This is a genomic window from Paenibacillus periandrae (assembly GCF_022458865.1).
GTDB classification, from domain to species: domain Bacteria; phylum Bacillota; class Bacilli; order Paenibacillales; family NBRC-103111; genus Paenibacillus_S; species Paenibacillus_S periandrae.
This window is the reverse complement of the sequence record NZ_JAJNMU010000003.1, coordinates 218,736-232,503: the sequence shown is the minus strand read 5'-3', so window position 1 is coordinate 232,503 and position 13,768 is coordinate 218,736. Positions and strand designations below refer to the sequence as shown.

13 protein-coding genes and 1 riboswitch are annotated in these 13,768 nt (G+C 44.6%); of the genes, 2 read left to right on the top strand and 11 right to left on the bottom strand.

The annotated features are described in order from the left end of the window. Positions 1-46 precede the first annotated feature (46 nt). The 9 genes from LRL21_RS06030 to LRL21_RS05990 form a co-directional block, all read right to left on the bottom strand. A complete protein-coding gene (locus LRL21_RS06030) occupies positions 47-919 on the bottom strand; it encodes a carbohydrate ABC transporter permease (protein WP_240414854.1) in 873 nt (290 codons plus the stop codon). Positions 920-932: 13 nt separating this feature from the next. Further along, entirely contained in the window at positions 933-1,856 is a 924-nt protein-coding gene (locus LRL21_RS06025) for an ABC transporter permease (RefSeq protein WP_240415083.1), read from the bottom strand. Positions 1,857-2,022: 166 nt separating this feature from the next. Beyond that, complete coding sequence (locus LRL21_RS06020; protein WP_240414853.1) at positions 2,023-3,579, bottom strand: response regulator transcription factor; 1,557 nt, start codon at positions 3,577-3,579, stop codon at positions 2,023-2,025. Next, positions 3,566-5,374, bottom strand: coding sequence for a sensor histidine kinase (locus LRL21_RS06015; RefSeq protein ID WP_240414852.1), 1,809 nt, complete (start codon positions 5,372-5,374; stop codon positions 3,566-3,568). Before LRL21_RS06015 ends, LRL21_RS06020 begins: the two co-directional genes overlap by 14 nt. Before the next feature lie 177 nt (positions 5,375-5,551). Further along, on the bottom strand, positions 5,552-6,307 hold the full coding sequence (locus LRL21_RS06010) for an MgtC/SapB family protein (RefSeq protein WP_240414851.1): 756 nt from the start codon (positions 6,305-6,307) through the stop codon (positions 5,552-5,554). A 163-nt stretch (positions 6,308-6,470) separates the two neighbouring features. Next, complete coding sequence (locus LRL21_RS06005; protein ID WP_240414850.1) at positions 6,471-7,214, bottom strand: glycerophosphodiester phosphodiesterase; 744 nt, start codon at positions 7,212-7,214, stop codon at positions 6,471-6,473. Between the two features lie 38 nt (positions 7,215-7,252). After that, a complete protein-coding gene (locus LRL21_RS06000; protein WP_240414849.1) occupies positions 7,253-8,629 on the bottom strand; it encodes an ABC transporter substrate-binding protein in 1,377 nt (458 codons plus the stop codon). Between the two features lie 77 nt (positions 8,630-8,706). Next, on the bottom strand, positions 8,707-9,531 hold the full coding sequence (locus tag LRL21_RS05995; RefSeq protein ID WP_240414848.1) for a carbohydrate ABC transporter permease: 825 nt from the start codon (positions 9,529-9,531) through the stop codon (positions 8,707-8,709). Continuing rightward, positions 9,528-10,454 (bottom strand): carbohydrate ABC transporter permease, encoded by a 927-nt coding sequence (locus LRL21_RS05990; protein WP_240414847.1) that lies wholly within the window; start codon positions 10,452-10,454, stop codon positions 9,528-9,530. The genes LRL21_RS05995 and LRL21_RS05990 overlap by 4 nt, the downstream gene beginning before the upstream one ends. Before the next feature lie 395 nt (positions 10,455-10,849). On the opposite strand from LRL21_RS05990, the gene LRL21_RS05985 reads away from it, so the two are divergent. Beyond that, on the top strand, positions 10,850-11,650 hold the full coding sequence (locus LRL21_RS05985) for a Cof-type HAD-IIB family hydrolase (RefSeq protein WP_240414846.1): 801 nt from the start codon (positions 10,850-10,852) through the stop codon (positions 11,648-11,650). Between the two features lie 272 nt (positions 11,651-11,922). Further along, on the top strand, positions 11,923-12,045 hold the full coding sequence (locus LRL21_RS05980) for a YjcZ family sporulation protein (RefSeq protein ID WP_240414845.1): 123 nt from the start codon (positions 11,923-11,925) through the stop codon (positions 12,043-12,045). Between the two features lie 75 nt (positions 12,046-12,120). Here the strand turns inward: LRL21_RS05980 and sleB are convergent, their stop codons facing one another. Next, positions 12,121-12,723: a spore cortex-lytic enzyme gene (sleB, locus tag LRL21_RS05975; RefSeq protein ID WP_240415082.1), complete on the bottom strand. Its 603-nt coding sequence runs from the start codon at positions 12,721-12,723 to the stop codon at positions 12,121-12,123. Between the two features lie 89 nt (positions 12,724-12,812). Next, positions 12,813-13,619 (bottom strand): CAP domain-containing protein, encoded by an 807-nt coding sequence (locus LRL21_RS05970; protein ID WP_420832428.1) that lies wholly within the window; start codon positions 13,617-13,619, stop codon positions 12,813-12,815. Positions 13,620-13,627: 8 nt separating this feature from the next. Beyond that, positions 13,628-13,762: riboswitch (cyclic di-AMP (ydaO/yuaA leader) on the bottom strand. Positions 13,763-13,768 lie beyond the last annotated feature (6 nt).

The following is a 13,768-nucleotide window of genomic DNA, read 5'->3' as shown; positions in this document are numbered from 1 at the left end:
CTGAAATTATATTGGTTAGTTTTGTTAAACTGGACAACCCTCGTGATCAACCCTTAACGGAGCCGAGCATAACGCCTTTCACAAAATATTTTTGCAGAAACGGATACACCACCAGCATCGGAACTACCAGCACGACGACGCCTACCGATTTGACCATTTCGGTTGCAACCATCTGCTGCTCATCGGAATTAAGGGAAGGGGAATTCAACAGATCGTTTTTTTGCAGCATCGCTTGGACGACTACCGTCAAATTTTGCAATTGGCTTTTGTTGATGTACATCAACACACTCATGAACGTATTCCAATAATTGATTCCATAGAAGAGGGCCAATGTGGCCAGCATCGGAAGCGACAATGGCAGTATGATTCGGATCAGCAGCGATACGTCATTGCATCCGTCAATACGAGCAGATTCTTCCACCTCATGAGGAATATTTTCAAAATAGCTTCGCATGAGCAGCATATTGTACGTACTGATGAATCCGGTAAGCCAGATCGCCCAGTAGGAATCAATTAAGGACAAGTTCTTGACGACAAGATAAGTGGGAATTAATCCCCCGGAGAACAGCATCGTAAACACCATGGCCAGGATAAAATAACGACGTCCTATTAAATAACCTCTCGATAAGGGATAAGCAGCCAGTACCGTACCCAGCATACTTAGCGTGACGCCGACAACCGTAATCATAATACTATTTTTGAATGCTGTAAAAGCTGGGCTCGTAATGAAAAAAATCTTGTAAGCCGTAAACTGCATGCCTACCGGCCATAAAAAAACATGTCCCGATTCCACCGATGAACGATCACTTAGCGATAAGGCTATAATATGGATAAAGGGCAGCAGGCAGGTTAAGGCAATTACCGCGAGCAGAATATAGTTGACGGCATAGAAAATGGTTTCTCCTTTGGTTGCTTTCATGCAGTACTCCCTTCTAAAATAAAGCCTGGTCAAATTTGCGAGCAATATGATTGGCGATCAACACAAGCGTACAGCCAATAATCGACTCGAACAGCCCCATAGCAGTCGTTAAGCTAAATTGCGAGCTACCCAAACCGATTTTATAAATATAAGTGCTAATGACCTCGGACACCTCGGCAACCGCTGAATTCTGCAGGTTGTACACTTGATCAAAGCCAACCTCCATCAACCGGCCCATAGCGAGAATAAGCAGCAAAATGATGGTTGGGCGAATGCCAGGAAGTGTAATATGCCATATTTGCCGCCACTTGGAGGCACCATCCATGCCAGCCGATTCGTACAAGGAAGGATCAATGGTCGTCAGGGCCGCCAAGTAAATAATGGTGCTGAACCCCATCTCCTTCCAAATGCCGGAACCAACGAATATCGTAACCCAGGAATTAGACTCATACAAAAAGGTGATCGGTTCTATCGACAACAGCTTGAGCACCTTATTGATCGAGCCATAGTCAGTGGCAAATAACGAAAGCACGATACCGGATACAATGATCCACGAGAAAAAATGCGGTAAATAAATGATCGTTTGAACCCATTTTTTAAACCAGGTTTTTCTGACCTCATTAAGCAGGATCGCCAGAAAAATAGGTACGGGGAATCCGATGACCAAATTCAAAAAGCTGAGCCAAAAGGTGTTCCATATAATTCGGAGCGTATTGGAGCTGGAGAACAGGATATTAAAATTTTTCATGCCTACCCATGGACTATGCAGGATGCCATCTGCAAAATTGTAATTTTTGAAAGCGATAACAAGACCGCCCATAGGCCAATATTTGAATAAAATATAAAAGGCAAACACAGGAATCAGCATCATAAACAATGGGATATTTTGCTTCAATCTTCTTCTTCGGTGCAGGGACGAGGCCTTGCGAAGAGCCATTGTTGAATTACGGGAGTCTCCTTGGGTACTTCCTCTCACTTATGTTTCACTCCTTCATTCATTTCTTGTAACCTAATCATAAGAGATTTTACAAAAAAAACCCTTGAAAAATTATAGAAGAATCTATAATTTCATTGGGTATCTGTTTATATTTGGTTAAAACCCATTATTCGGGTACCCGATAATTCCGATATTCTTTAGGTGTCATTTGGTACTGCTGCTTGAACACATTCGTAAAATAGTTCGGTTCATCGAATCCAACTGCACAAGCGATCTCAAAAATTTTCATATCGGTGTTGCGCAGCAGCAGGGCCGCCTTGTCCATACGGGTTCGTGTGACAAAGCGGGTAAAGCTCTCACCTACCGTTTTCTTGAACAATACACTGAAGTAGCTTGCATTGAGGTGCACATATGCCGCTACATCTGTCAGTCTGCAAGCTTCATTATAATAGTCTTCAATATATTTGACGGCTTTCTCGATCAAATTGTCATTCTTGAGTGCCTGCCAGTTATTGAACAGCAGCAAAAAGTTCTCCACTTGCTCGCTTGCCCACAAGGTAACCTCTTCTGGAGTCCAGTCAGCCTCCGGCATATCACTGGGGATTTTGGGCAGCAGGCTGTTTTCATCAGGATCAAATTGCTTCTGTATCGTTCCCAGCAAAGCAATCGAAAGTGATAATGCTCCTATCTTCATCTCTTCCGGTGATTTGCCGGACAGCTCCTTAACCAGTCGATCCAGCAGCTGCTGAAGACTATCCTCCTGACCCATCAATATCGCAGACATCAGTTGAACTTCCAATTCCTTGACTCGGGCCTGGTTGGATGACAGTGTTGTACCATAACCCCCTATGCCCTCGCTTGCAGCGTGCGGGTCTGCTGATTCGTAATCAAGCCCTTTGAACCTGCTGTATAAGCCAGCCAAATGTTTGGCAGTAGGTGCGGCCCCCATCGAAAGCATCTCAATCCGAATTTTTAAATATTGTAACGATGCAGCCCGAATCGCTGCTTTCAAGCTCTCGTCCAGCATATCCGATTCCGCGATCAGAACAAATCGTTCGTGCTCAACAAGCAGTAGTCTTGCGTGAATTCCCGCTTCTTTCACCAATTCCTCGACAATGTTGGAGAAAGCAAACTGAAGCAGACTCATGTCATGTTTCCCGTAATGATGAATGGCCGTGTTCTCATAAACCCACTTCAGCAGCCACAATTCCTGGCCCATCAAGATTTCGTCCAGACTGCTGGACATAGCCATCGAATAAGGCAAGTCCATTAATGCCGCACGCAGCTCCTGATCCTGCTGCTGCTTGTGCTGCACCTGCTGCTTCTCCAGCAGTGCAACCTTTTCATAAAACCGCTCGTACGCTTTGTTCATCACCTGATGCACATCTTGCTCTGTACACGGCTTGATCAAGAGATCCAGTGCTCCATGACGTACGGCAGCCTGGGCGTACTCAAAATTTTTGTACCCGGTCAAAATGATCACCAGCATATCCGGATAGCTGCGGCGTAAATGCCCGACGAACTCAATGCCGTCCATAATCGGCATGCGGATATCGGTAAGCACCAAATCCGGCTTGACCTGGTCGAGCAGCTCCAGTGCATCCTGTCCATTCCCGGCCTCACCGACAACCTGCCATCCCAGCTTCCCCTCCTCAAGCATCTTGGTCAGTCCCTTGCGAAAATTAGGCTGATCCTCCACAATCAATACTTTACCTTTCAGCATGCTCCTGTTCTCCCTTCTGAATGTTGATGTTGGGCAATATAAGCCGCATCGTGGTTCCGCTTCCAAGTCCGCTAACAATCTCCAGGCGATAAGGCGGACCGTGTATGAGCTCGATTCTTCTTACGACACTTCTCACTCCAAGGCTTTCCCGCCCGTCCGAACGTTGTGGCAAGGAAGTCCCTTCCCGCCTTAGCAGCAAAGAAATGACCGATTCCTCCATACCGCAGCCATTATCCGTCACTTCGATCTCCAGAAAACTGCCAAGGCTGCGTGCTTTGATCAAAAGGATTTTATGTGATACTTTGTTACGGAATCCGTGGACAAATACATTTTCGACAAGCGGTTGAATCAGAAAACGCATAATTTCACATTCGAGGATTTGTTCATCCGCATGGATAATGGTTTCCAAATCCGCTTCAAACAGCTCCGCCTGCAGCTTGACATAATTACGGATCTGCTGCAAATCCTCTCTCACGGTAGTTAAGGTTTTGACGGGCATTAAAGAATACTTTAACATTTCCGATATCGCTGCGATTAAGGACGCCGTTTCTTTCTCATTCTGCAAATACAGCTTCCAGTAGATCTCGTTAAACATATTATGCAAAAAGTGTGGATTCAGCTGCGCCTGCAGCGCTTTAAGCTCAGCATCTCTCTCGCTTAACTGGGTCATATACACTTCCTTGATCAACCGCTCAACCTGCTCCGCCATATTATTAAAGCTCTCTGCAATGTATGCCAGCTCGTCTTTCGTTCGAATCTGGATTCGCGCTTCAAAATCCCCGGACCGTACCTTGCGCAGTCCTTGCAACAAATCTTTAAGGGGTCTCAGCAAATTTCCCGTGGACAGCACAATTAAACCGCTCGTGAGCAAAATGCTGATCAAACCGGAATATACAATTCTTTGGAAAATGTCGCGATTCTTTTTCTGAATTTCTGTCAATGAAGTACCACTCACCAGCTTGAATGAAGTCGTTTTCGATTCGCCTTGAACAAACATATCATTATGGATAACTTCCGTTTCATTAAGGCTTCTCAGCTGTTGAAGTCTTGCCTCCGAGTCCTGCGGTGAATTGCTGTAAAGCAGCTCCTTATTAGGATTGAACAAGTGGACATCACCTGTCCCTTCCTTCGTCAATTCTTTGAGCGCACTGGAAAAGAAAGATTCGTCTATCGTGATGACCAGCACACCGTACGTATTTAAGTTGCTATTTTTCATCAATCGGGACGTAATAATCGTTTTCCTAAGCCCACTCGGCTCTATCGAGCTTGGCAAGGCCATATTCATCCATATCAGATCTCCATAGGTATCATCAAGCTTCGAGCGAATGACTCTAAACACATCTTGATCGAGAGTGTTGATCGCTGAGGTGGTGTATTTGAAGTACGTAGAGTTTCCATCCAGATCATACAGATACATCCCGGTAATGTAAGGCGCATCGGTTTTAATCTGAAAAATCTGATCCTCAATTTGCTTTTTATCATAATATACGCTGAATGCATCAGAGCCCTCATTCGAATTGATTTGTCTAATCATCTTTTCAATTTGCGGATTAAACACTACCGTTTGCGAAATTCGCATAATCTCCAGTACTTTAAGATCCATCTTGGCCAGTGCCTCTTGATTCGTGCTCGAAAACTGCTTGCTGATTTCCTCCTCAAATAGCCTCATATTGTATTGGTACGTCAAATATCCGGTTACGCCAAAAGCCAGCAATATAATGACAGATAAGTTGAGAATCAGCTTCACTCGGAAACTTCTGTTGATTCCTAGTAATGATCGAATCCAGATCGGCATTGTATGTACTCCTGTTATTCAAATAGTAAACCGAATTTCCATCCATCAACATGCTCTATTAGTTAGCATTCTATCACACAATTTGAATACGATTGTATATAAAAATGCACTTTCCTAAAGATGTGGTTCATCGTTAGGAAAGTGCATGCATCGGTATGGGCAACGTTCAGATTAAGCTTATTCAGAAAAAACACTCATTTTGGACCCAGTGCTTTTCATGGAAGTTATATGTTGAGACTCTAACGAAAGTACGACGTCCAGCTTCGCAATATGCTCCAGGGCAATAACCAGATTCTCCTGCTTTTGAATTTTCAGGCTGAACAGGATTTGCATGGACGGCACTGCTAATGGATCGTCCGGCGTACTTTCGTTCGGTATCATTTTCAAATTAACGATGGCAAGATCGTAATCCCCCAAAATCGTCGCAATCTTGCCGAGCGAGCCTGGATTGTCGATAATATGAATACCCACTTCATGGTATCTTCGATTGCGAAGCAAATGTTTTTCCCATTTATTCAACAAAAACAAGCTGATCAATACAAGAAACGTGCACAGCAAGGCACCCATATAAAAACCGGCGCCCACACTCAAACCGATTGCAGCAACAACCCACACCGATGCGGCTGTTGTCAGTCCTTTGATCATATTTCCATTACGAAGGATCGCCCCGGCACCCAGAAAACCAATGCCGCTAATGACTTGTGCCGCCAAACGTGCGGGATCCATTCTCACATTGTATTCATTGGCAAACTGCGAAAACCCGTAGCTGGATAAAAGCATGATGGTAGCGGATCCGAGGCACACCAAGATATGCGTGCGAAAGCCCGCTGCATGATTACTCCATTCTCTTTCAATACCGATTAAACCGCCCAGGACTACTGCCAATATCATTCGAACGACCAGTTCCCAATGACTTATTTCCCAAACACTCATCAAATCCAGTCTCCTCTCTTGGTGATATGGTTAACTCCGCATAAGCTAAAAAAGCCTGTGTCCAGTTAAAAGTTTGGATCAGGCTTTTTCGTGATTAAAAGTGATTTTAACATTGTCTACTTCATAAGGGCAACGTTTGGGGGGCCTGTCACAGATTATTAGGTTATTGCGATTCCCTGTCCTTATATAACGCACCCAATCGACCCGGATAGTCAGTAATAATCCCGGAAACCCCGAATTGGGTCAGCCTCAGCAGATCGCTCTCTGCATTTGCTGTATAAGGATATACATAAAGTCCACTCTCTGTGGCTTTCTGTACATCCTCTGCATCCAACAGTTGATAATAAGGGTGGAGCGAATACACATCGACATCAAAGCTGCGTGCGTAGGCAGTTGGATCCAGTAAATTGGATTGATACAGCAATCCGATTCTAGCTTCGGGCTCCAACTGCTTAATCCGCCTTACACACTTATGGTCGAAGGATGAAATCACCACGTTATTCAGACGATTTCTTTGCTTCAGCAAGTCTAACAGTTTATGCTCGATTTGACCTTCGTATGCATACTTTATTTCCACATTGACCATGATCGTATCGGGCACAAGGTCCATAACCTCATTCAAGGTAGGAACCGTCTCTCCCTTGAATTCGTCTCCAAACCAGGAGCCCGCGTCCAAGGCTTTGATTTCTGACAGCTTCTTCTCCACAATACGGCCTTTGCCGTTAGTCGTCCTATCCAATGTCAGGTCGTGGCACACTACGATTTCACCATCAGCGGTCAAATGAATATCCAGTTCAATCCCTTCACAGCCCTGATCCAAACCAAGCTGGAAGGCACCCAGAGTATTTTCCGGGGCCATCCCTTTTGCTCCTCTATGTGCAATAATCATAGGTTTATTGTTCGACATACCTTGCCCTTTCTGGTAGGGGCCGCAGCCCCTTTCGTTTATTTTACCGTTTTGTTGTATTGTTGAATTTTCGAGCTGATCTCTTTGGAGGCTCCATCCAAAGCTTCCTTAGGTGACTTCTTGTTGTTCAGCACCTCTTCAATCGCACCTTCAACGACTTGTCTGGCTTCAGGGAATACACCGATGACTGCGCCTTGTGTGGCCGTGTTCAGCTTGGTTTGATGCAGCTGATCAATAGCGGTCTGGAATTGCGGGAACTTTTTCAGGTTTTCTTTAACCGAATCTTCATCGTAAGCTTTTTTGGTAATTGGGAAGTATCCGGTATTGATATGCCAGTAAGCCTGCTCTTTCGGTGAGGACACGAATTTAATGAAATCCCATGTCGCCTTTTGCTCATCATCCGGTCTATTATTCATCATCCATAAGCTCGCTCCACCGACAACGACGCCGCCTTCTTTGGCATCCGCAGGTTTAGGCAGGTATCCGGTTCCAACCTCGAATTTACCGGCCGCACTGTCTACAAGCCCTTTAAGTGCTGCTGTGGATTCCAGAATCATACCCACTTGCCCCGCCGAAAATGCTTTTTTGGAATCATCTGTTTTACGTCCCAGATTGTTGGCAGCTTTCGTATCGACAAGGTCCTTCCACCAGGTCAAAGTCTTCACCCCTGCATCCGCGTTCACCAGCGATTCTGTAGCCGGCGAAGTTCTGCCGTTCCCGTTGTTAACATATTCGGCTCCCTGGTTAGCGAAGAACTGCTCAACAAACCAGCCATAAATCGCAAAGTTGGCACCAGTAGCTTTACCGGATTTCGTAATCGCATCAGCCGCTGTTTTCAACTCCTCGTATGTCTTTGGCGGTTTGGCGGGATCAAGACCAGCTGCTTTGAACAAATCTTTGTTGTAATACAGGATAGGATTAGACGTATTGAAAGGCATCGAATACAGCTTGCCACCCAATGTGTAGTAGCCGGCAATATTCGGCTCCAGCTGCGAAATGTCCCACTTATCGGCATCGATGAAATTTTGCATCGGCGTAATCGTCTTGGAATCGATCATAAAACGGCTTCCGATTTCATACATCTGGACAACGGACGGGCCATCATTCGTGCCCATCGAAGCTTTCAGCTTACTGAGCAGGTCGTCATAGCTGCCCTGAAATACAGCCTCTACCTTGATTTTATCCTGGGATGAGTTGTAATCGGTCACCAATTGGTCAACAACCTTGGTATTCGATCCACCCATGGCATGCCAGAATACAACTTTTTTCGGGCCACTACCGGCCTTGCTTTCACCTGCCTTGGGCGCTTCTGTTGTTTTTTTAGCACCGTCGCCCTCGCCCATATTGACGTTACATCCAGCTAGAAAAATCATAATGGAAGCCACTAGTAATCCCGTAAACCCTTTTTTTCTCATCGTTTTTCCCTCTCCTCATTCAAAATGGTTACATATATGATAGGCCTGATGGTAACAGCCGGATCATTAAGTCTTGTTTATCCTTTTACAGCTCCTGCGGTAATTCCGCCCACCAGCTGCTTAACGCCCATACCCAGTAAAAGAAAAGAAGGAAGCAGCACCAAGGTAACACCTGCCAAGATAAGGTTCCACGACATAACCTCAGCATGCTGAAGCATACCGACTCCAATTTGCACCGTTCTCATGGAAGGTCGATTCGTAATGAGCAATGGCCACAGGTAGTGGTTCCAATGCGTCAGAAAAACATACACCCCAAGGGTGGATAGCGCCGGTCTCGAAAGTGGAAGAACAATCGAGAAAAAGTTTCTGATGTGTCCGCAACCATCGATTTTTGATGCATCGAACAGCTCGTTTGGCAGTTGCAGAAAAAATTGGCGAAGCAGAAATACACCAAATGCTCCCGCCATAAAAGGCACAATCAAACCTTGATAGCTGTCCATCCAACCCCAGCTTTTAATCGTCAAGTAATTCGGAATAATCGTGACTTCCCATGGAATCATCATCGTAGCGAGAAAGATCGCAAACAAAGCGTTTTTCCCTTTAAACTTCATGAAGGAAAAGGCATAGGCGGCTAAGCTCGATGTAATGACCTGACTCACCATGATTGCCGATGACACGATAAAGCTGTTCAAAATGAAACGGATAATGGGAAAGCTTTCGATAGCCTGCTTGAAATTCCCCAAATACAATTGGGATGGGAATAAAGGCGGTGGAAAGTTGGAAACTTCCTTCTCCGTCATGAACGACGATAATATGCTAAATAACAGCGGATACAAAACCGCGAGAGCCATTAAAAGCAGCAGCAGGTACTGAATAACCGGTGTGATTCTTTTTGTAATCATTGATAATGCACCTTCTTCTCCAAAACTTTAAACTGGAACAAGGTCAAGGCCAGGATGATCACGAACAAAATCAATGCCTGTGCGCTCCCGATCCCAAAACGGAAATTAACGAACGCGTCCTGATAAATCGAATACACGACAACATTGGTTGAATTCATAGGGCCGCCTTTAGTTAAAATGTGAATTTGCCCAAATGTCTGGAAGGCACCAATAACCGATACAATTAGGGCAAAAAAGATCGTAGGCGTCAATAGTGGCAAAACAATTTGGAGAAAGGTCCGTACAGGTCCGGAGCCGTCAATTTTGGCGCTTTCATATATTTCCTCAGGAACACCTTGCAGCCCGCTGGATAATACGATAAACAGGAAGCCCATGTTCATCCAAATCGTCATGAGGGATATCGATACCAGTGCCCAGGAAGGGTCGGTTAACCACGGAATGGGACTGATATGAACAAAGCTTAAGAAATAATTCAGCATACCGGCTGTCGGGTGGAACAACAAAAACCAGATAATTGAACCGGTACCCACAGAAATAACAATAGGCAGTGAAAAAATAAACTGAAATACCTTCATCCCACGCAGTTTGTTATGCGTAATCGCCGCCAAAAAGAGAGACCAAATGATCGAAGTCGGCACAGTTAACAAAATGAACAGCAAACTTACTTTCAAATTCGAATAAAATTGACCTGAGGTTAACAAATCCGCGAAATTATCCAGTCCAACAAACTCAACGACCCTTCCGCGGGGGTCTGTAATCGTCATGCTCAGGTATACAGATTTCAACATAGGGTAAAATAAAAAGGTTATAAACAGAATTAATGAAGGGGCCAAAAACAAATAGGCTAACAGATTTTCTCCTAACTTTTTCTTTCTAAGTAATGCACTGTCCGTCTTAATTAAAACGCTTTCATCGGATGGCAAATTGCATACCCCTTTCTTTGAAAAGCTTATGTTTATCAGTTGTGGGAGCGTTCCCTCATTACTCGCAGAAATGACCTCTGTCGAGTTTAAGCTTTCTTCCTTGATCCTGTTATTCAGATGTTCACTGACACGCTTACTCAGCTTTTCTGGTTAACAGAGAACCATATTTGGAGAATAAAAAAACACATAAAATGCTTTGTCATAAAACAAGCAGTTTATGTGTATCTCCTATTCTCCTACACAACTATTAACTTGCTCTCATCATACACGGTATTAGTCAATATTGTCAATAAAACGTTTACAATTTCTTAATATTTATTTTTTCAGTACCTTTATCATCTTCCTTGTTCTCATGTATAATAAGAGCCGTAGACAGACAAAGGAGTGGAACCACGATGTACAAAATGCTCGCAATCGATATTGATGATACGCTGATCAACGACCGTAAGGAAATAACCGAGGGCACCAAGTCAGCTCTGGAGAAAGCTCTCGCTCAGGGCGTGACTGTGACGCTGGCAACCGGCCGGATGTATGCATCCGCCAAACAGATGGCTGCCCAGCTCGGCTTGAATGTTCCGCTCATCACCTATCAAGGCTCGCTGGTGAAAAATTCCGAGGATGGCGCGACGATTTATGAACGCACAGTTCCCAATGACGCGGCACATCATATTTTCGAATATTGTGAGCGCAATGGGCTGCATCTGCAAACCTATTTAGATGATATTTTGTATGTACAAGCTGATAATGATAAAAGCAGAGATTATGCTGCTCTATCCAAGATCCCTTATACGGTATATCCGGAGTTTCATGAGCTGGCGGATAAGCCATCGACCAAGCTGTTAATTATCGATGACCCCGGTCGATTGGATGAAGTCGCAGTAGAGCTGCGCAATGAAATCGGTCATCTCGTGCATATTACCAAATCGAAGCCTCATTTCCTTGAAATCGTGAATCGCGAAGGTACAAAGGGTCACGCGATCCGCTTTTTGGCTGAGCGATTTGGTTATGAGATGTCTGAAGTAATGGCGATCGGTGACAGCTGGAACGATCATGAAATGCTGGAGGCCGCAGGCTTCGGTGTGGCCATGGGCAATGCCGTGGAGTCGCTGAAGGAAATTGCTGATTATGTGACCTTGTCCAACAATGAAGACGGAGTCAAGCATGTTGTAGAAAAATTTGTTCTGCAAACCACTTAATAGCTTTAATTGGCAGGCAGTTCAGCAGGCCATTTTATTGAAGTGAGTCTTAAAGAAAAAGACGGACTCCCGAAGGAATCCGTCTTTTTTGAGGTGGGCTATGGGTTAGCATGGGAGCAGTTGGCGGCTTCTCCCACATCATATCATACGTTACTCTATCAGTCTTGGAACGACTTGTTCCTCCCCTACAAACGCACATTTTTCATGAGTCCAATCCATGAGCCATTCGCCTTCATAACATACATAAGGTGAATCGGAAGGAGGTTGGAACTATGGGATATGTAAGTGGAGTTGGCGCTTCTTGTGGCAGTTGTGCAGGTTACGGCTGGGGAACTACCACAGGTGTTATTCTGGTTCTTTACATTCTGCTTGTTATTATTTTGAGAACATTTTAATTTGAAATAGACCATACAAAAGACAGTAACCGTTATGAAATCTGATCCCATAATCGGTTACTGTCTTTCACAGCATTATTTGGCAAATATATGATTTCCTATCGTTACGGTCTGGGGTCGAGACCAGATCCACTTGCTGGTAGCTGTCCTAGGATTAAAGTAATAAAGTGACTGATTCGTTGGATCCCAGCCACGCAAAGCATCCTGCGCCGCCAAATATGCGGTTGAATCAGGGGTCAGTGTATATTGACCGTCATCGACAGCCGTGAACGCCCCCGGTTGAAATACAACATCATGAATATTATTGGGGAATTGTCCGGATTGTATCCGGTTCATGATCACGGCTCCGACTGCAACCTGACCCTCATAGGGCTCACCACGTGCCTCACTATAAATAACTTTGGCCATAATATCCAGCTCGGCCTGATTTAACGAATAGTTTTTTAACGTATTCCAAGTTTGGTCGCCAACAACACCATCTGATGTTAAACCATAGTCTTTTTGAAATTGGCGAACTGTTGCCAGGGTTTGTGAACCAAATTGCCCATCCAGCACATGTTGATCATACCCTATTGTTCTTAAACGGAACTGCAGGTCCCACACATCCCCGCTTGAACTTCCTTTAGTTAATAGAGCCGATGCTTGAACCTGATCCGTATGCATTGTACCCATACTCATCAGAAGCAGCGCGATCCCGGCAACAAATGTTTTCACTCGCTTCATTCGTTGTTTATCTCCCTTCGCTTTGGCAAAAGGGGGTTATATGCTTAATTTGCAATAAATTCCTGAACCCACTCGCCATTGTAATAAGACACACCAATTTTTGTATAATTAGGATTCATAATATTTTGTCGATGTCCTTCACTGTTCATCCATGAAGTCATGACTTCCTGCGGAGTCTTTTGACCCATAGCAATGTTTTCACCAGCATACGTATACTTGATGCCATACTGGTTCATCATATCAAATGGAGAACCGTAGGTAGGCGAATTGTGATCAAAATAATGATTATTATACATATCCTTCGCTTTATCCAAAGCCATAGCGGACAATGCACTGTCGCTTGTCAGCGGATTCAGACCCGCCTTCGCGCGTTCCTGATTCACTAAATCGACTACTTGACTGGCAAATGCTGATTCCGTTGTCCCTTGCTGAACCGTTGAATCCGAGCCTGAGCCAGTTTCCACACTAGTTCCTGTTCCAGGATTTGTAGTACCTGTATCAGAACCTGTTCCTGTTCCTGTATGGGAACCAGTATCTGTATTTGTGCCTGTGTCTACGTTCGTGCCTTTATCTACATTGGTACCTGCTCCTGAGCCGAAGCCAAAGCCTAATCCTTGTCCAGCACCTATGCCAGGAAGATTCAATACCATTCCAGGCCAAATATTATTTCCATTCGTAATCTGTGGATTAGCTTTAAACAGATCATTTAAGTTAATACCTTGCTGCTTAGCAATTGTTGACAGCGTATCGTTACCTGTAGTTACCGTGCATGGAGCAGCTGAAGCAGCTGTAGCTCCAACAATCGTACCCAGAGCGAGTAAACCAGTTAATACAGATTTCTTCAAAATCATTTTGAACATCCTCTCTTTTTTACGGCCTATGAGGTTAGCTGACGGGTTCGGATCAAAGAGTAAGGACCCGGCCATATATAAGGCTTCACCCCAAATAATAGGTTCCCCCATGCCTCTAGTAGAAGCTTCGGCCTGAATTGGGTCTCTTA